An 18,423-nucleotide genomic window follows, 5' to 3' on the forward strand; every position below is an offset into this window, starting at 1 on the left:
TTGTCATGAAGAAAGCTGATGTGAAAGCGTCCGAGGCTGCCGCGTTGCTGGACAGGATCAAGATCCTTGCAGTTCAGGCGATGTTCTCGGACGATGAGCTGCTAGAGCAACTGGTCCTTAAGGGCGGCAACGCCATGGCCCTGGTGCATCAAATCAGCGCCCGCGCCTCAGTTGACCTGGACTTTTCGTTGAAGCAGGACTTCGGCGATGACGTCGCAGGTGCTGAGGCTCGTATCCACAAGGCTTTGACCGAGACCTTTCGCGCGAGTGGGTACGAGGTATTCGACTTCCGCATGATCGAGAAGCCGCGGGCAATCTCCGAGGACATGCGCCATTTCTGGGGCGGCTACGCCGTCGAATTCAAGCTGGCAAGTGCCGATGTGTTCGCGGAGCATCGCGACGATTTGGAGGTCTTGCGCCGGCGTGCTGTGAACCTCGGGCTGGGCACCAAGTTCCTGATTGACATCAGCCGCTTCGAGTATGTCGACGACAAGCAGCCAGTCGACTTCGAGGGTTACATGATCTACGTGTACTCGCCCGTGATGATTGTCTGTGAGAAGCTCCGGGCGATCTGCCAACAGATGCCCGAATACGGTCCCATCATCAAGCGGGATCGCGCCGGCAGCGCTCGCGCCCGGGACTTCGTTGACATCTTTGTGCTCATGGACGTCCTGAAGCTGGACTTGACGGCGGACAAGGCGATCCAGATCTTGAAGTCGATGTTCGAGGTCAAGAAGGTGCCGCTGGCGTTCTTGGGCAAGGTGCCGGAGGTGTACGAGTTCCACCGGGCCGGTTTCGCCGCAGTGGAGGCGACCGTCACACCGGGGTTCGACCTCCAGGAGTTTCGCTTCTACTTTGACTATGCGTTGGCCCTGATCGACAAACTAAAACCCGCTTGGGATGTGTAGTCGCCAGTCGCTGTCGTAGCGTGTGTCGTTCATCTCGTGCGTCAGATAGAAGTCTTGCTCCATGGGCAGGCGCCGCACCAGGTCGATCTGGCTAGGCTTGTAGTCCGCGCGCTGCAGGTAGTAGCCGACGGCCTGGTGGTAGGGATAGACAAAACTCAACTTGTGCAGCATCGCCACGAGCTTGTTGATGGACACGCGCTCCTTTGCCAGCTCGTAAGCTTTGGCCACCTCAAAGACGCCGCCCGCATAGACTGGCCGCACTGTGATGTCGATCAAGGTGCGTTCTAGATTTGTCAGCCGGGCTTGGACTTCGGCCCCGCTTTCGTCCGTCATCAGTTCGGTGACGACGCCCAGGTGGCCGGTGTCGGCGCCGTTCAGCAAGTAGATCTTCTTGTCGTCGTATTCCACCCAGTTGCTTGAGGCGCGTGCCGGCTTTTTGAAGGCGTTGTCAATATCCGCTTGGCTGATCTTGTTCTCGCGTTCGCTTATATGGGGAGCGGTCCGCTCGTCCGTGAGATAGATGGACTTGGGTGACTGTTCGGTCAGCCCGTGTGCGCGCATCGCCGTGTAGTGGCTGAAGTGCAGGTCTTTTTTCAGGCCCAACAAGATGGCGAGCAAAGGGGCCTGGTCCCAGACGTAGCACTTCTCAGCCCGCTGAGGGAAGCGAAATCCATACTCCTTGAGCTTCGAATGCTTCTCCAGAAATTCGATAAATCGTTCGGCAGTTGTGTTTTGTGCGAGCCGCCAGAAGTCCCGCTGTTCCGCGAGGATTGCGTAAATCTCTTTGGGCTTCAGGACGTGGTCGGGAAGCGCGTCAAAGTGCCGAACGATGTCCGGCTTTGCGATCTGGATTCGAGTGCGATTCATCCGACGGGGTGAGCCCGCGAATCGATATGATCGGCGTACTTGGCAGCATGCATGCTGCCAAGTATGCCATTGATGAAGCAATGGCTACAAGCCATTTGCCTTTGAAACGATAGGGGGAATGTGAGATTGCTGCGCTGTGCTATGCAGCGTTAACGCTGCATAGCATAACAGAGACATTGCAGGCAGTCAAATCGCGTCTTCGCCCAGGAGCCCGGCCGAAGACGTGTTTACAGGGAGTCCGCTGACTGCTAGGCTGGGGCATATATGCCCCAGCCTAGCAGTCAAGCCATAGCCCTGCGCTTGTAGTTTTTCTCTGAAGAAGCTATGCTATGAAGCGCATGCGCTTCATAGCACCATGCCTCAATGTGTTTGGGCGGAGGATGGAAGAGCTTGGCTTGGGCGTTTGGCCCCAAAAATGGCCGCAGCATGAGCGCGAGTATTGAGGCCCCAAGCGCTCTCAAATTGATTTCTCGTTCAGGGAAGAGAAGGCGATGCGCAGCCACCGCCTTGGTCGGACTGGAAGCCAATCCACATGATATTTTCATCGAATACGCGCACAGACGCCGCCATCAAACGGGAACGGGAGACCGATTTCGAGTTCCTGGATCGGTCATCTCGACCTGAAATCGGGCGTGTACGAGACCTCGTTGCTGAAGCGCTTGGACGATATCCGAGACACGAGGTAGACGAGCTGGCTGCCCGTGTATGCGCACGGGACGATCATGCATTTCGATCCGCGACCTTCGAGTTGCTGCTGCACGACGCGCTTGTCCGTGTTGGATACGCACTTCAGTCTCATCCTGCGTTGCCCAATGGCACGGCGGCCCGGCCTGACTTCCTTGTAACCGACGAGGCAGGCAGCAGCTTCTACCTGGAGGCAGTTTTGGCTTCATCAAAGGATGGGTCGAATCCTGCCGCGGAAGCCATCAAGGCCACGACCATCGACGCGCTGTCGCAAGCGCCGCATAAGAACTTCTATATCGACGTTGACGGTGACGGCGATCCGACGTCACAGCCGTCTTGCAAAGCGCTGATTCGCTCGATTCATGAGTGGCTTGACGCGATGAATGTCGATGAAGTGTCCAACACCGTTGCCGAGCGCGGCTTTGAAGCAGCTCCAACGATGACTTGGGAGCATGAGAGTTGGAAGCTGACTCTGCGGCCCATTCCAGTCAAGCCCGAAAGGCGAGGTGGCTTGCGGACGCTTGTTGGCATGCAAGGCGGGGGCGCGGGGATCATCGATGACTGGACGCCCCTGCGCAATGGGTTGAAGAAAAAGGGCGGCAAGTACGGAACCTTGGACAAGCCGTTCATCGTGGCAGTCAACGCCAACGCCTTCAATCTGGACCCCATCGACGAAATGCAGGCGTTGTTCGGCCAGGAGCAGTATGTCGAGTACGTGGGTCGCTCGGATCTGGGAGGGCACATGCGGCGCATCCCCAACGGGGCCTGGATAGGGCCGGAGGGGCCGCAGGGGCGTCGCGTTAGCGGCGCCTGGTTTTTCAATGACCTCACCCCTTATTCAATTGCATCACGTCGATGCACGCTTTACGCGAACCCCGCGGCCCATCACGCGATTCCTGAATCAATGCTCCGGTTTCCAAACGCAAAAGTCGTCGATGGCCGCATGGTGCGCCAAGACGGAGTGGGCCTGGCCTCTCTCTTCGGTATTCCCGAGGGGTGGCCAGAGCGGGGGTGAGGCTGAGGGCGTCTTTGATTTGCGGGACAAAATGGGTGCCATGTCAAACATTGCTGATCCTGAAAAGCTGGCGAGCAACTCCTCTTCCCCTGCAGCGCTGATGGCGGTACTCCGGCGCCCAAGCAGGTCCTCTCGCTTCTTCAGATAGTCGACAAAGTCTGCAGCGGTACCGCTATGGGTGTCAACAAGAGATGAGCTGACTTGGCTCCTGAAGCACTCCAGCACATCGCGCCATGCAAAAATATGTCATGGACTATTTGGAAACCTTACGCAAGGCCATGACCTTTGCGAAATCAATACCGCATGTCAAGCTTCCGATGGGCCCCGAAGATTTTGGTCGAACCGGGCTGAAGTTCGCGCAGGTCAACCCCCAGCGAACGCTCGGCTTCGCCTTCCCTGGCGTGCGCCTGATGCGCAAGATGGCCGCCCACATGCATTCCAATGATCCGGTGTATATGCGGGCGGCTTCATTCCGAGAATTCGAAAAGAAGGTCGCGAACGCTGCCCTGGATCTCTATGAAGCACGCGATTCACTTGGGAGCGAGCATGTTGCTGCGATAGAGAGTGCGATCAAGCGATGGTTCGAGGAGCGCACGGCGTCAATGCAACTTCTGATTCCGTGCGCGATCCATCCGTCTCGGGCTGAGTCCTTCGCCATTGGCCCCGTCACATTCGTTCATGCGACGGACCTTGCGACCGTGGGAGTTACCGAAACTTCAGATCTCGAACTCATGGAGCGCATGTTCAGGGAGCGTGGCGGATGTTGGATCGCGTCGGTGACTATAGAAGCCGAGCAAACGCGATTGAGGGAACTAGCCGAACTCGCTGTTGATTTGGCGCTCGCGGCGCTCCACATTGCGATGCCAGAGCAGGTGATCATGTGCAGGCTGACAGGGCGAGCAAGGCATAACTGGAGTGGAGTCTGGACGAACCAGAGTGGATGGGTTTCACATGGCGTTGACAACCTTGAACCGGGCAGAACCATGTCGCCGGAGTTCTTCTCCGCTGCACTGGTGCAGATTGAACCAGTCCTGAATGAACTCGGCACGAAGATCTCATCGTTTATCAACGTGCGGAGACCGATGCCGCGGGTGGAAACTGCATGGTGTGATGCCCTTTACTGGTATCTGGAGGCAATTCAAGACGACGTCGATACGACCGCCATCGCTAAGTTCGAGATCTGCCTTGAGAACATCGCTGAAGCCGGAAGTCTTCACAAGAGTAGCAGCAAGATTAGAGCTCTGCTGCGAATTTTCTTGAGGGTGTCAGGTGGCCAGCCGATCTTGGAAGGTGGAACCTTAAGCGCAGCAGATTTCGTGTCGGAATTGGTCACCGGGCGATCCCGAATCCTGCACGGCACATCATCAACACTCAGTAGCCGCCTTCAACTTGACAGAGGCGAGGCGGGAGAAGTGGCGCGTCGGCTCTTGATGATTACTGGTCTAGGCATGAAACAATTTCTCGAAACTCACCCTGCAGAAGCCAGCATGGGGGACTATGCCAAGTGGGCAGACCGTCTCGTTAACACCGATGTCGAATCATCCAATGCCGGCGAGAACGCGGCTAGTTCGACCTGAATCCGGAGCGAGTTGCAAATTCCTGTTGCTGCGCTGTGCCGCGCCGCAGAATGAAAGCGTGCATTGCCAGTGAAATTGGAGCGGAGAGGGAGAAGTCGCCGTATCGGTCCAAGAAGGAGATCCAGCGTCGCGACATCACCCCTTGGCGGCGGTATCGCGGCGAAATCCACGCCCACATCATCTCCCACCGATTTTCATCCTCGTGGAACCAAAAAGCGCAGGCGCCAACAATTGTCCCAGACTCATCGTTCGCGGAAAAAAGGTGGCCTTGCCAATGCGCGTCCGTGCACTTGCGCCGATCCGTCCCCGCCCATTGGATAAAGTCATATCCAAAATCGCGCTTGAATCTCGACGCACGTTCGTACATCTCACGATGCATCCACATTGGAGATGTGGTGAGAACCAGTTCCGGGTCCGGTGTCTCGGACAGACGCTCTGCGAAGTCTCGGCGCGGCGCGGGGTCAGCAAGCCGCCGGAATCTAGCGTGCTGCGTTCGATGCTCGTCGCGCGATTGCAGATCGCCAGTCGTGTACTGATAGCCGCAGTAGTCGCAGGTGACGAAGCGGCGCGGCGCGGAGGCGCGATAGCTGACGCTCCTGGCTTCCAAGCGATAGGCCTGGCCGTCGCATGTAATGAGTTTGACCCGGACGCCTCTAGCACTTCTGATGATCTGCTCTTGCCAAGGGTTTCGCGCTCGGACGTCGGTAGCAGTCAACTCCAACTGGTAGCGATTGCGGGTGCGCTCGTAGGCCAGGATATCGAATTCGCTACTTGTGATCATTGGCTGCGCCTTGATTCTGTCCCCTAGCGCGCTGGTCAGTGGCTGTGGATCGACCTCAAAGCCGATCCGTTCAAGTCTGATGAACAGAGATGCGGCCTGAGCCAGCGAAAGTGCCGGCATCATCAAATACTCCGAAGTGACGTACTTCGGGCGCGACAGCACCTGTTCCATCTGCAAATCCCAGTGCGGAAACATTCGCTCGAACGGAAAATTGATCAACCGTCGATCAAAGTGGACCGCGTAGTCTTCGATCTGTGATGTGTAAAGCCAACCGCGTTCCACGATCGACGGAAGTTCTGTAGGAGGACGAATTGCTACGCGGGCGCGCCAAGGCTCACCTAGGCGCGTAAAAATCTCTTCGAGAAGATCGGGCTCGATCGACATTCAGCGTTCAGCGAGCATTTCCTGCCGCGATTGCGGGCAGGGCGGGGTCAATCCCCGCGAAGTTCGCCGTCAGCAGGGGAGCGAGTACGCGACTGGGCTTGTCCATATTGGAGAACGTTTGTTCTATGCGCTCGCATTGGGCATAGTCCGTGCCCGCGATCCGCTTTGCATCGTCCGAGACGCCGGCGTTCCCAAGCAGCCAGGTTAGAAATCCTGCGTAGTCCGTCACTGTGGTCATATCAGCCTTAAAGATTGCGTCGATTGGGGCTGTGTGGCCGGTCTTGGTAGCCCGCTGGGACAGCAATAGGCCGATTCTCGTCCAAGGCGTTCGCTACAGGAAAAGGGCCAGCAAATTGCTGGCCCTTTTCTCATCTTGCAACCTCAAGGGGCATAAGGATAGACCGAGTGAACTTCACCTGCTGACGCGACGGCCAGACATGCAGACAGAGCCACTGCACGCAGAGGAAGGCGGAAGCATGCTTCCAGTTTTGAATCGAATGAAGCGTTAAAACGGATCATAGGAACCTCCTTCTTTGTAACTGTGGTCTGTTGATTGGATGGCTGGGGGTTATCGCGCTGCCGCTTTTCAGCGGCTTGCGGCTTCTGACGTTGGATCGTGCGATAGTCGCATCGGTATGGTTGATGAGCCTGCCGCGCACATTGACCCTGTCTGAATTGGCCGTCGGCCCCAGCCTTATACCTCCTGAACAAAGCGAGGGCAGAATTATATCCAAGCTAGCCGTTCTATGGACGGATCTGTGCGGGCTTTGCAGACGTTCCCAGTGTCGACACGGGCGACCAGTGCCCCGCATCAGGTAGACGGCTGGACTGGCCCAAGGTCTTAGGAGTACAGGGTTTTACCGCCGCAGCTTTGGTCCTCTGTCCTCTAATCTCCGACGGGGGAATTTGGGGTGGCTTGACCGGCCCGTTGGCGCGCCAGAACGAATGCTGGATAATCTTGTTGGGTGGCTGAGATGTCGGTGGTTAGAAGCTTCGATTTCCGGTCCGCTTTCGGTCGGTTTGGTGTACCCCAACGTGTACCCTCGCGATAGGACGAATTGGTGAAGGTGAGTGGTGGTGCGGGCTGTGGCGCGTTATTCGATCCAGCCCCAGGCCACCAGAACAGTTTCCTCGTTAACCAACTGACCAGCGAGGCAGTTACCAAAATGCGGCCCCTTAAAGGCCGCATTTTTGCTTTCTGGCGCAGTTTTTGACCTCCACCTCAAAACGGACACTCTCCGGGGCTCCAGCGGGTTATTCCGGGTTATGCCGGCACACCTCAAACAAATTCAGGTTGATGGATGTCGCGCCGGTAGATGTCAACCTCAGGGCGTACAGGAAGCGGGGCAACACGCCGGCATGATGAAGTGCGTGCGACGACGTGGATCAGGCGCTGACCGTTGGCCCTGGTCGCGACCGTGCCGAATAAGTGTATATTCGAAATTATTGAACAATACCGGCATCCTTCGGGGCTGACTCGACATCTATGGATAAGCTTGCTAGCAGAATAAATCCACCTTCAATCACCGAGTCTGATCAGGTTTTTGAGTCTGCTGCCGAACTTTTTCGGGCCATGTCAGCGCCCATGCGGCTGAAGATCATCAGCAGTCTGTGCAACGGCGAGAAAAACGTCAGCCAGCTGCTCATGGAAATCGACACCACCCAGCCCAATATGTCCCAGCACCTCAACACGCTTTATCAGAGCGGCGTCATCGGCAAGCGCCGCGAGGGCGTGCAGATTTTTTACCGGATCATCAACGATCGCGTCGTGACCCTGTGCCGGGCCATCTGCACCCAGATTGCGATCGAGACGGAGTACGAAAACGGCCGCTGAGCCCCTGCATCAGGGCTTGATGTAGACGAAACCTTCCCGGGCTTGCAGGTTGGCGGCTTCTGCAACGCCGGAAGGAACCACTTTGGCTTCCATGAGCAGTTTGTCCGGCGAAATATTGCGCGTTGTCAGCGTGTTGTTGCAGACCCGGAATTCGACACCACGACCGGCCAGTGTGCTGACGATGGAACTGAACTCGCGCCCACGACTGTCCTTGGCGTCCTGCAGCATGAAATCAATACCCGGACCGTTGGTGACCACCACAATCCTGGCTTTGGGATCCGCGTTCAAATGGTTCTGGATGTTGTTCAGTGCTGCGGCAGCAGTTTCGACGCCCGTGGTGAGGTGATACACCGCCTTGACGGGCTGGGACGCCTGAACGCCCTGGGCGTTGGCGGTGGCGCAGCCCGTGAGAGTGCTTGCTGAAAACGCCACGATGGCCATTGAAAGAATAAGTCTGTGCATGAGTCGTCCCCAAAAAAAATGAACCCCGGCAAGTGCCGGGGAAGGTGGAAGGTGAAGGGTGAGGGCAAACAAGTTGCCAAGCTCCTTACAGCAGTGTATCGGCCCAGATGTTCTGCGCCCAGTTCCAGGCGTACACGCCTTCCAGCTCATTGGGCGCGGCAGAGACCCCTCCCGACCCGGCCACCGTCTTGAACGTTTTTTCGGCGGCCACATACTGGTGGACAGACGCCACATGAACGACCAGTTTGTCGTTGACGAAGCTGTAGCAGGTGTTGGTCAGTACCGGCTGCGGGTTGATTTCCAGGCCCGAGAGCTGGGCGACCACGGCAGCGGCAACGACTTTTCCATGCGAGTTGGCCATGTGGCCGGACTTGGGCATCAGTGGCGCGGAAAGTGTTGAATCGCCAATGATGTGGACGTCTTTGGCGGCGGTGGATTCAAACGTCAGGTAGTTGACATCGCACCAGCGCTTGTTGGCATTGGCCAGGCCTGACCGCACGGCAATGGCGCCAGCACTCATGTCCGGCAGTACGTTGAGCACCTGGGCCCTGACGTCGTCCTGAACATCGAACTTGACCGTGTTTGTCCGCACATCGACTGCAATGGCTTTGTGTCCGCCTCGGTACTCCAGCATGCCCTGGTAGTTCTCGGCCCAGAACTTCTTGAACAACGGGCCCTTGGAGGTGACGTCCGGATTGGCATCCAGAATCAGGACTTTTGATTTTGGCTTGGCTTTCTTGAAGTAGCTGGCCACCTGGCTCGCGCGCTCATAGGGCCCTGGCGGGCAGCGGTAGGGGGCCAGGGGAATGGTGATGGCATACACACCGCCGTCGGGCATGGCTTCGAGCTGGCGACGCAGCGCCAGGGTTTCCGGGCCCGCTTTCCAAGCCTGCAAAATTTGCCCCGACGCACTGGCGGCCTGCAGCCCTTCGATGCTGTTCCACATCAGGTCGATACCGGGAGACAGGATCAGCTTGTCATAACCGATGGTGGCGCCACCTGCCAGCGTCACGGTCTTCCTGGCGGCATCAATGGTGCTGACCATGTCCCTGACAACGGTGACACCGTGTCTGCCGCTGAGTTTGTCGTAGGGTGTGGTGATCTCGCCCATGGTCCTGGAGCCGCCGACCACCAGATTGGAGATCGGGCAGGAAACGAAGTTGGAGTTGGGCTCGACCATCACCACATCGATCTTGTAGTCTGACAACAGGCGAACATACTTGGCCGCTGTCGCGCCGCCGTAGCCGCCGCCAATGACGAGCACCTTGGCCCGGTTGGGGATGGTGCCCGTGGTGGCACAGCCCACCATGCTGCCCAGCGTGCCGAGAGCCAGCGATGCCTGGACAAAATTGCGTCTTTTCATGTTGTTGCTCCGGCTCAGCGCTTGGTCGCGGCGAAATAGGTGGCAATGCTGTCGATCTGCTGATCGGTAAAGCCCTTGCTGAGCTGGTGCATTACCGTGGCCGGTCGCGAGCCATCCTTGAAGGCCTTGAATTGCATGACCATGTAGCTTTTGGGCATGCCAACCAGAGAAGGAATGGCCGAGCCATCCACCGTGCGGCCATCGGTGCCATGGCAGTTGGCGCAGGTCGCGGCGAGGGCGCGCGTGTGCAGGATGGCACTTGCATCCTGAGCCAACGTGGCGCTTGCCGCGCCTCCCATGAGCAAAGCTGCCGCAAGTTGAATCCTCGTGCGCATGGCCGGTCTCCTCGGTTAGATATCAATCAACATGAATATAGCGAAAGCATCACCCGATGTACCGCGGGTAAACACGCACTGCCTCAGGCGTATCAGGGCGCAGTGAGCGCGGGCTGTTCCGGGGCCGTGTGCTGGCCGCTGGGCTTGCCGTCCAGCAGGCGATCCGTCAGGCCTGCGCCGGCCCACATGCCGACCAGGGCGATCCAGGCCGTCAATGCGAAAATGGATCCACCGGTGATGCCCGCACCGATGGCGCAGCCGCCTGCCAGCATGGACCCGAAACCCATGAGTACGGCGCCCGCGATATAGCGGCGCATGCCGTAGCCGTCGGTGAACCCTTCCAGTTTCAGGTCCTTTCCGACCCAGGCGCCAATGAACGAACCCAGGAACACGCCCGGTAGCAGTCCAAAGTCAAACCCGATGGCTGGGGCCGGCGAAGACAGCACCCGCATCAGCCATTCGGCGGAAGGGCCACTGAAGGTCAGGCCCTGAATCTGCACCACCTGAAAAGAGCTCGCAGACACCATGTAGGTGTAGCCCCATGCGGCCGCCACCATCAGGCCTGCGCCGATGCCGCCAATCCATTTCCACAGGCCCCAGCCGCTACGTACCGCGAAGAAAAGCGCAGCCGCCAGCCACACCAGGCCGAAAAGAAGTCCGCCCCAGTGGCCTGCGCCGGTGATGGCCAGCAGGTCACGTGAGGGACCGCCGTCCACGGTCCACCAGGCGCTGATGGCGTTGCGCAGGGGGGCCAGCGATCCGGAGAGCGAGGCTTGCGCGGTGACTGCAAAGATCAGGCCTGACAGCAATGCCCGCAAATTGCCGTTCGCGGACAAAACCAGCAAACGACTGGCGCAGCCCCTGGTCATGATCATGCCGGCGCCAAACAGCAGGCCGCCGACCAGCGCCCCCGAGAGGCTACCGCGCGTGGCGATCTGGCGCGCGGTGCTCACGTCCAGTGACTGCGTCAGGATGAGCAGTTGAACGCCGACCACGGCGCTTGAAAACGCAAGCAGCCAAACGGAAAGCTTCTCACCGAATGTCCGATGCCAGAACTCGATGGCGGCCGCCCGCAGACAAAACTTCGACCGCTGGGCAAAAAAGCCAAAAAGGACGCCGATGACCAGTCCTCCAGCTGCCAGCGCCGCGCTTTCCCCGTAGCGCTCAAGAAGGGTTGCCAGGTTCATGACGGTTTCCAATAGTTCAGTATTAGCTTATATTCATGGTAAGTTCAGTGAGGCGATTGCCTTTTGATCTTGCTCAAGCTCCCGGCGTCGATCCGGGCGGGCGAGCCAGGCGATCGATACACTCCTGCTGGGGACACGCATGGCGATGACGAGAATTTTTTTGTGGTGGCGCGGCCTGGTCGCGCTGTTGGCTGCGGTGGGCGCCTTGACAGCCCATGCTGACGCAGGGGTTGCCATGGCTGCGCACCAGGTGTCACCCTCTGCGTGGTATGTCGAGGGCGTTTCGGCCCTGGGCTCGCCGGCCAACCAGAACTTCATTTCCAACGCCGGGTTCGTGGTAACGCCGGCAGGCGTCGTGGTGATTGATGCGCTGGGATCGCCTGCATTGGCGAGTCGCCTGATCGCAGAGATTCGCAAGGTAACGCCGCAACCAGTCACGCACGTGATCGTCACGCACTACCATGCCGACCACATCTATGGTCTGCAGACCTTCAAGGAGCTGGGGGCGCGCATCATTGCGCATCGGGGGGCGCAGGCCTATCTGAATTCCGAGACGGCCCGCTTGCGGCTGGAGACCTCGCGACAGGAACTTGCGCCCTGGATCGATGCGCAGACGCGCCTGGTGGAGGCCGACGAGTGGATCGACAATGACAAGGAGCTGGTGGTGGGCGGCGTGCGCTTCCAGATCAAACACGTGGGTCCGTCGCATACCCCGGAGGACCTGGCGGTCTTCCTGCCCTCGGAAAAAGTGCTTTTTGCTGGCGACCTGGTCTTTCGCAGCCGTATTCCGTACGTCGGTCAGGCTGACAGCCGGCATTGGATCGTCGCGCTCGACAATCTACTCGCGTTTGACACGGCCGTCATCGTGCCCGGCCATGGGCCCCTGTCGTCCGAGGCCCGCAAGGATATGCAGCTGACACGCGACTACCTCGTCTACCTTCGCAAGGCGATGGGGGAGGCCGCACGGAATCTGGAACCCTTTGACGAAGCCTACAAGGCGACCGACTGGACGCAGTTTGAACACCTGCCGCTGTTCCGTGTCGCCAACCGCATGAATGCCTACAACACCTATCTGTTGCTGGAACAGGAGACCAAGTGATGAACAAGTCCCTGTTGACGTCCGGTGCCACGGATTCCGGGCGCTTTCCTCTCGCACGCCGGCGTCTGCTGCTGGCCGGCGCAGCAGTTTTCGCCTGCGGCGCCAGTGTGGCCGCGCCGGCGGTTTTGCCCGCTTCCGCGTCGCTGCCCGATGAACTTGAGCAGGCCCTGAAGAAAGGCATGCCCCTGGTGGTGATGGTCAGCCTGGACGGCTGCCCGTTCTGCAAAGTGGCGCGCGAGAGTTATCTCGTTCCACTTCGGGAACAACAGGGCGTGGTGGTGGTGCAGCTTGACATGCGCAGCCGCCAGCGGGTCAAGGATTTCAAGGGGGCCATGCTCACCCATGATGAGCTGATTCGCAGCTGGGGCATCAAGGTCGCGCCCACGGTGCTGTTTTTTGGACGTGGCGGCGCGGAAATTGCCGAGCGCATGGTCGGGGGTTATATTCCCGACTTTTACGGCGCCTATCTGGATGAGCGCCTGCGCCTGGCGCAAGTTGCGCTGCGGTCCTGACCGGAAGCCGGCGCGCTCTCAGCATGGCAGGCGCGGGGAATGGCAGCCGGCTGCGCAGGTTTCAGGCGCCGGGCGACCGCACTTCGGCGATGCCCTCAACTCCACCAGCGGCTTGGAACAATTGACTACTCCCGCTCCAGTTCCAGATAGGTGCGGCTGCCGTTGCCTGGCAACAGCTCGCCGGCATTGAGCAGTCGCATGAAGGGCAGCGCATTGAATGATTTGACCGCGGCGCTCACGTCCGTTCCCTCATCCACCGCTTTCCTCATGTGGGCGCGCAAGGCCAGCAGGTAGTCCCGCGTGTCGGCGGCCGCGGTAGCGAGATCGGTCACCTCGCCGTGGCCTGGCACGATGCGCTGCGGCTTGAGGTCCTCAACGACCTTGAACATTGCCAGCCAGGCGCTGGTGTTGCTCACGGGAATGACGCCAAGCAGGCGGTCGACGTACACAATGTCGCCGCTGAACAGGACATTCCTGGAGGGCAGCCACACCATCATGTCGCCGGGCGTGTGGCCGCCGCCGCGGTGGCGCAGCTCCAGCGTGATGCCGCCCAGTTCCAGTTGCGCATCATTGCCGTCAATGAGCCGGGTCGGCAACGTGGGCATGGTGCCGGCGGCGCGTTCCTTGAGGGTTGCCGTCAGGGCTGCCAGGTGGTCGCCACCACGCGCGAGCATGTCGGCCCGTGCGCTGGCGTGGGCGATGATCTCGGCGCCTTGCTCCTTGAAGTAGCCATTGCCCAGCCAGCGGTGGTCCTGTCCGCCGGTGTTGATGACCCATTGGATGGGCTGCGGCGTGACGCGGCGCACGGCCTCATGAATCTTGCGGGCCGACTGATACGTGGCGCCACTGTCGATCAGCACCGCGCCCGCTGGCGTCACGATCAGGCCGATGTTCGCGTTCAGGCCTTCGTTGTCATGGCTTCGCGGGCCCTTGTCGCCGACGTAGGCATAAACACCGTCGGACACCGGTTTGAAGTTGACGTCAACGGCATGGGCTGCCGGCGCGAGGGTGAGCAGGCCCATGAGAACCAGGCGCCGGATGTCAGTCCGCAATTTTTTAGTCATATCGGCCGTTGGCCCTTGTTGTATAAGCGCACATAGCTATAATAATAATAGCAATCGTGAAGTTGCACCGATGTGTATCGTAGCGCAGCCGTCACGGCGTCAGCGCCATGAACAATGTCGGACGAACCCTGACCGGCCGCTGTGCACATTCGGTCAGCAGGCGTCCTTCAGGTGCATCCAAGCCTGACGGCTGTCCATCGGTCAGGATCAGCACAGCTCTTGGCGACCCGTGTGCTTTCCACGCCGCGGCATCCTCCGACGTTTGCGTGGCGTTGCGCCTTGCTGTACGCTTGTATTTCATGAGTCCATCCACCTTCCCCCTGCTTCTCTTGCTGGTCGGTGCATCTGCCGGCGCGCAAGTACCGGCCCTGTATGAGGGCGCTGATCTCAAGCTGGGAGAGCGACTGATCGCGGAGCACAAGTGCGCGGCCTGTCATCGGCAGAAAGTGGGTGGCGATGGCAGTTCCGTTTACCGACCCGCCGGGCGTGTCAATACACCAGGCGTTTTGCGCGGGATGGTGGAGTCGTGCAACACCGAGCTCAATCTTGGGCTGTTTCCCGAGGAGGTGACGGCCATCTCGGCCGTCTTGAATCGGGACCACTACCGATTCAAATAAGGGTCCTGCAGCCCCGGAGATGGTGAAAACCCTTGCGGCGATCCCTGGATTATCATTTATATTCGTGCATCCGGATATTCGGAATCTAAGAATACTGGCTGCCCGCTTCAGGACGGGTTTCGGGCTTTGCATGGATGGCGATCCGGTTTTGACGGAATGCCCGCGATCCAATTGCCGCGGTTGGCAGAGAGTGCTGCAGACCCGTGCGAACGGCTTCCAGGCATGCCGGCCGGGCAAAAGGGTGAAGGCGGGGTGGCCCCGCAGACCGGGATGGAAATGCGGGCTGGAGCCCGGCTATTGATCAAAAGGAAGCTGTGTGAACCAAGACGACTTGAGCTCAGGAAGAATCCTGAAGGCCCCCGAGAGCTTTTTGAGCCGTGACGGCATCAAAACCGTTGCTGCAGAGGCCCGCCACGGGCGTCGCGACTTCATCCGCAGCGCCTTTGCCGCGGCAGCGGCGGGGCTGGCCGTGCCGGTTGCGCTGGCCCAGGGAAATCCGGTGCCAGCTGAAGGCGGCGATCCCAACATCCTGAACCTGCCTGAGCACAGCAAGGGCCTGGGCCAGCCCGTGGCTGCCGACGGTGGTTATGGCAAGCCTTCAAAATACGAGGTGAATGTCCAGCGCCGTCAGAGCCCGGGACTGACCCAGACCTCGCAGGCGTCGGTGTCGTTTGCGCCATTGCAGTCACTGTTTGGCATCGTCACTCCGAGCGGCCTGCACTTCGAGCGGCACCATCAGGGCTGGTGGGATATTGATCCGTCCAAGCACCGTCTCATGATCAACGGCATGGTCAGGTCGCCCAGGGTGTTCACGCTGGACGAAATCATGCGCCTGCCTTCCGTGTCGCGCTTTCACTTTATCGAATGCGGCGCCAACACGGCGGTCGAATGGGGCAATGTGGCAGTGCCCACAGTCCAGTACACCCACGGCATGATCTCTTGCAGCGAGTTCACCGGCGTGCCGCTGATCACCCTGCTCGAGATGGCGGGAGCCGACCTCAGGGGCGGCAAGTTCGTCCTCGCCGAAGGTGCTGATGGGTCCTCCATGACGCGCACCATTCCCATGAGTCTCATCAAGTCTGGCGAGGTGTTCGTGGCCTATGGCCAGAACGGTGAAATGCTGCGCCCGGAGCAGGGCTATCCATTGCGCCTGATCGTGCCGGGGGTGCAAGGGGTGAGCTGGGTGAAGTACCTGCGCCGGCTGGAGGTGGGCGACCAACCCTATGCCACCAAGGATGAAGCGATTCACTACATCGACTTGCAGCCTGACGGCACCCATCGGCAGTACGCCAGCATCCAGGAATGCAAAAGCGTCGTGACCACACCTTCGGGCGGTCAGGCTCTGCTTGACAAGGGTTTTTACAACATCAACGGGCTGGCCTGGTCAGGCCGGGGCAAGGTCAAGCGGGTCGATGTGTCGGTGGACGGCGGGCGCAACTGGCGCACCGCGCGGCTGGAGTCGCCGGTGCTGACGAAGGCGCTGACCCGCTTCAGCCTTGACTGGGTATGGGACGGTCAACCTGCCATCATTCAAAGCCGCGCCATGGATGACACCGGTTACGTGCAGCCGAATTACAAGCAGCTTCGCGCGGTGCGCGGTACACGCTCCATCTATCACAACAATGCCATCCAGTCCTGGTTGGTTCAGGCAAACGGCGAGGTGAAAAATGTCCAGGTTTCCTAAAGCGGTTCTGGCCGCTGCCATGCTTGCCCTGGTGAGCCATGCGGGCGCGCAGACCGCCGCCAACTACCCGGGCGTTGGACGCGCCGCAACGCCCAAGGAAATCGCCGCCTGGGATATCGATGTGCGGCCGGATTTCAAGGGTCTTCCGCCAGGATCGGGAACGGTGGCAAAAGGGCAGGAGGTCTGGGAAGGAAAATGTGCGTCGTGCCACGGCGTTTTTGGCGAGTCAGGCGAAGTGTTCAGTCCCCTGGTCGGTGGCACCACGGCAGAAGACATCAAGAAAGGGCGCGTCGCCAATCTCACGACGACAACCTATCCGGGGCGCACCACCCTGATGAAGGTGTCCACCCTCTCGACCTTGTGGGACTACATCAATCGGGCCATGCCCTGGACGGCCCCCAAGTCGCTGACGACCGAGGAAGTCTATTCGGTGACGGCCTTTTTGCTCAACCTGGGGGGCATTGTCCCGGACGACTTCACGCTCTCCAACAAAAACATGGAGGAAGTCCAGAATCGCATGCCCAACCGCAACGGCATGACGACCAGGCATGCGATGTGGCCGGGCAATGAACTTGGCGGTGGCGCCAAGCCTGACACCCGCAATGTGGCCTGCATGAAAAACTGCGCGCCGGAGCCCAAGGTGGCGTCGTTCCTGCCGGACTTTGCGCGCAACGCGCATGGAAATCTCGCGGAGCAGAGCCGACTGGTTGGCGCGCAGCGTGGCGTCGACACGACCAGGCCGGAGGGCTTGGCGCCGATGCCTGGCGTGGCAACGGCGCCTGTCGCCCTGAAAGCGGCCGAAGCGGCGCCCGCCAGGGCAGCGACCCGGGCCGAGCCGGCTGGAGTCGGCAGCAAGGCAGCACTGGCATTGACGCAGAAGTACAGCTGCACGGCGTGCCACTCGATTGACAAAAAGATCATCGGCCCCAGTTTCATGGACATTGCCAGGAAGCACGCCGGGAAAGAGGACTATCTTGCAGGCAAGGTGAAGGCGGGCAGCGTCGGGGTTTGGGGTGCGATGCCCATGCCTGCGCAAAGCTTGAGCGAGGCCGAGGCCAAAACCATTGCCGCGTGGCTGGCAGCAGGTGCGGGAAAATAAGGGCCGGGAATGTCCCCATGCAGGGCATTGATTCTTATATTAGTATTTACATTGACCAAGGAGATTTCACATGCAAACACGTCGCGAGACACTCAAACAGGGCGCCATCGTTGCGGGCCTGCTGGCATCCACGGGCTTGTTCCCCCAGTATGCGATGGCGGCCTACAACAAGACCGCATTCGAAGCCAAAACACCGGCGGACGTCATGAAAGCACTGGGCGCTGGCGCACCGGTCGAGAGCAAAGACGTCACCATTGGCGGCCCCGACATCGCTGAAAACGGCGCTGTGGTGCCTTTGACCGCCAGCACCACGCTTGCCGGCGTGAAGCAGATTCTGATTTTGGTCGAGAAAAACCCATCCGCTTTGGTGGCAGTGTTCAACATGACCGACAGCGTCGAGCCAAGCTTCGCCACCCGTACCAAGATGGGCCAGTCCTCGGACGTGTACGCCGTCGCGGTGATGGCGGATGGCAAGGCGTTTTTCGCGAAAAAGGAAGTCAAGGTCACGCTTGGCGGTTGCGGCGGCTGATCGCCCTTCTTTGAACAATTCAATACAGATTCAGGAGTAAGAAAATGGCAGATCCGATGCGTATTCGCGCCCAGGTGGCAGGCAACAATGCAACCGTCCGTGTTTTGATGAGTCACGAGATGGAATCCGGCCAGCGCAAGGACGCGGCAGGCAAGCTTGTGCCTGCCTGGCATATCGCCGAAGTCACCGCCACGCATAACGGCAAGACCGTCATGACGGCGGAATGGGGTCCGGCGGTTTCGAAAAATCCGTTCCTGCAGTTCACCGTCAAGGGCGCCAAGGCCGGTGACAAGGTCGGTGTGAGCTGGAAGGACAACAAGGGCGAAAGCAGGGCCGACGAGGCGACGGTTTCCTGAGCTTTCGGATTCCATGTTGAGAGTGGAGAAGGGCTTGCTCTTCTCCATTTACGTTTGGCTTCATAA

General features: G+C 59.5%; 20 protein-coding genes. 11 read left to right on the forward strand and 9 right to left on the reverse strand.

Going from position 1 to position 18,423, the window contains the following annotated elements; translation table 11 throughout:
* Positions 1–5: 5 nt before the first annotated feature.
* Positions 6–908 (forward strand): nucleotidyl transferase AbiEii/AbiGii toxin family protein, encoded by a 903-nt coding sequence (locus PSV26_RS07500; protein ID WP_300569432.1) that lies wholly within the window; start codon positions 6–8, stop codon positions 906–908.
* Here PSV26_RS07500 and PSV26_RS07505 read toward each other — a convergent pair.
* Positions 885–1,775 carry a hypothetical protein gene (locus PSV26_RS07505; RefSeq protein ID WP_300569435.1) on the reverse strand — a complete coding sequence of 297 codons (891 nt, stop codon included), beginning with the start codon at positions 1,773–1,775 and terminating at the stop codon, positions 885–887. The two genes, PSV26_RS07500 and PSV26_RS07505, sit on opposite strands and share 24 nt — an antisense overlap.
* Before the next feature lie 532 nt (positions 1,776–2,307).
* Here PSV26_RS07505 and PSV26_RS07510 point away from each other — a divergent pair.
* Positions 2,308–3,474 carry a hypothetical protein gene (locus PSV26_RS07510; RefSeq protein ID WP_300569438.1) on the forward strand — a complete coding sequence of 389 codons (1,167 nt, stop codon included), beginning with the start codon at positions 2,308–2,310 and terminating at the stop codon, positions 3,472–3,474.
* Between the two features lie 233 nt (positions 3,475–3,707).
* Positions 3,708–5,051, forward strand: a complete 1,344-nt coding sequence (locus PSV26_RS07515) for a hypothetical protein (RefSeq protein ID WP_300569441.1) — start codon at positions 3,708–3,710, stop codon at positions 5,049–5,051.
* Here PSV26_RS07515 and PSV26_RS07520 read toward each other — a convergent pair.
* Positions 5,038–6,216, reverse strand: a complete 1,179-nt coding sequence (locus tag PSV26_RS07520) for a GNAT family N-acetyltransferase (protein WP_300569444.1) — start codon at positions 6,214–6,216, stop codon at positions 5,038–5,040. The two genes, PSV26_RS07515 and PSV26_RS07520, sit on opposite strands and share 14 nt — an antisense overlap.
* A gap of 7 nt (positions 6,217–6,223) precedes the next feature.
* The gene (locus PSV26_RS07525) at positions 6,224–6,454 is read right to left on the reverse strand and encodes a hypothetical protein (protein ID WP_300569447.1); all 231 of its coding nucleotides are present in this window, start codon (positions 6,452–6,454) and stop codon (positions 6,224–6,226) included.
* Between the two features lie 1,248 nt (positions 6,455–7,702).
* On the opposite strand from PSV26_RS07525, the gene PSV26_RS07530 reads away from it, so the two are divergent.
* Positions 7,703–8,050: a metalloregulator ArsR/SmtB family transcription factor gene (locus PSV26_RS07530; RefSeq protein WP_300519719.1), complete on the forward strand. Its 348-nt coding sequence runs from the start codon at positions 7,703–7,705 to the stop codon at positions 8,048–8,050.
* 9 nt (positions 8,051–8,059) lie between these two features.
* Here the strand turns inward: PSV26_RS07530 and PSV26_RS07535 are convergent, their stop codons facing one another.
* The 4 genes from PSV26_RS07535 to PSV26_RS07550 form a co-directional block, all read right to left on the reverse strand.
* Positions 8,060–8,584, reverse strand: a complete 525-nt coding sequence (locus tag PSV26_RS07535; protein WP_300519722.1) for a DsrE family protein — start codon at positions 8,582–8,584, stop codon at positions 8,060–8,062.
* A gap of 13 nt (positions 8,585–8,597) precedes the next feature.
* Complete coding sequence (locus tag PSV26_RS07540) at positions 8,598–9,875, reverse strand: NAD(P)/FAD-dependent oxidoreductase (RefSeq protein WP_300569450.1); 1,278 nt, start codon at positions 9,873–9,875, stop codon at positions 8,598–8,600.
* A 14-nt stretch (positions 9,876–9,889) separates the two neighbouring features.
* On the reverse strand, positions 9,890–10,210 hold the full coding sequence (locus PSV26_RS07545; protein ID WP_300519725.1) for a c-type cytochrome: 321 nt from the start codon (positions 10,208–10,210) through the stop codon (positions 9,890–9,892).
* Between the two features lie 92 nt (positions 10,211–10,302).
* The gene (locus tag PSV26_RS07550) at positions 10,303–11,397 is read right to left on the reverse strand and encodes a YeeE/YedE family protein (RefSeq protein ID WP_300569453.1); all 1,095 of its coding nucleotides are present in this window, start codon (positions 11,395–11,397) and stop codon (positions 10,303–10,305) included.
* A gap of 235 nt (positions 11,398–11,632) precedes the next feature.
* Here PSV26_RS07550 and PSV26_RS07555 point away from each other — a divergent pair, with 235 nt between their 5' ends.
* Together PSV26_RS07555 and PSV26_RS07560 are read left to right on the forward strand one after the other, a co-directional pair.
* Entirely contained in the window at positions 11,633–12,496 is an 864-nt protein-coding gene (locus tag PSV26_RS07555; protein ID WP_300519847.1) for an MBL fold metallo-hydrolase, read from the forward strand.
* Positions 12,496–13,008 (forward strand): thioredoxin fold domain-containing protein, encoded by a 513-nt coding sequence (locus PSV26_RS07560; RefSeq protein WP_300569456.1) that lies wholly within the window; start codon positions 12,496–12,498, stop codon positions 13,006–13,008. Before PSV26_RS07555 ends, PSV26_RS07560 begins: the two co-directional genes overlap by 1 nt.
* Positions 13,009–13,133: 125 nt before the next feature.
* Here the strand turns inward: PSV26_RS07560 and PSV26_RS07565 are convergent, their stop codons facing one another.
* A complete protein-coding gene (locus PSV26_RS07565; protein WP_300519731.1) occupies positions 13,134–14,072 on the reverse strand; it encodes an MBL fold metallo-hydrolase in 939 nt (312 codons plus the stop codon).
* Positions 14,073–14,163: 91 nt separating this feature from the next.
* Complete coding sequence (locus PSV26_RS07570) at positions 14,164–14,373, reverse strand: hypothetical protein (RefSeq protein WP_300519734.1); 210 nt, start codon at positions 14,371–14,373, stop codon at positions 14,164–14,166.
* Here PSV26_RS07570 and PSV26_RS07575 point away from each other — a divergent pair.
* The 5 genes from PSV26_RS07575 (at position 14,372) to soxZ (ending at position 18,357) form a co-directional block, all read left to right on the forward strand.
* Complete coding sequence (locus tag PSV26_RS07575; protein WP_300519737.1) at positions 14,372–14,689, forward strand: hypothetical protein; 318 nt, start codon at positions 14,372–14,374, stop codon at positions 14,687–14,689. The genes PSV26_RS07570 and PSV26_RS07575 overlap by 2 nt on opposite strands.
* Positions 14,690–15,005: 316 nt before the next feature.
* Positions 15,006–16,373 (forward strand): sulfite dehydrogenase, encoded by a 1,368-nt coding sequence (soxC, locus tag PSV26_RS07580; RefSeq protein ID WP_300519740.1) that lies wholly within the window; start codon positions 15,006–15,008, stop codon positions 16,371–16,373.
* Between the two features lie 19 nt (positions 16,374–16,392).
* A complete protein-coding gene (locus PSV26_RS07585) occupies positions 16,393–17,472 on the forward strand; it encodes a c-type cytochrome (RefSeq protein WP_300519850.1) in 1,080 nt (359 codons plus the stop codon).
* Positions 17,473–17,542: 70 nt separating this feature from the next.
* Positions 17,543–18,001, forward strand: coding sequence for a thiosulfate oxidation carrier protein SoxY (soxY, locus tag PSV26_RS07590; protein ID WP_300519743.1), 459 nt, complete (start codon positions 17,543–17,545; stop codon positions 17,999–18,001).
* 44 nt (positions 18,002–18,045) lie between these two features.
* On the forward strand, positions 18,046–18,357 hold the full coding sequence (soxZ, locus tag PSV26_RS07595) for a thiosulfate oxidation carrier complex protein SoxZ (RefSeq protein WP_300519746.1): 312 nt from the start codon (positions 18,046–18,048) through the stop codon (positions 18,355–18,357).
* Positions 18,358–18,423 lie beyond the last annotated feature (66 nt).

Origin of the sequence: Polaromonas sp., from assembly GCF_029945685.1 — a bacterium.
Classification (GTDB): domain Bacteria; phylum Pseudomonadota; class Gammaproteobacteria; order Burkholderiales; family Burkholderiaceae_C; genus Polaromonas.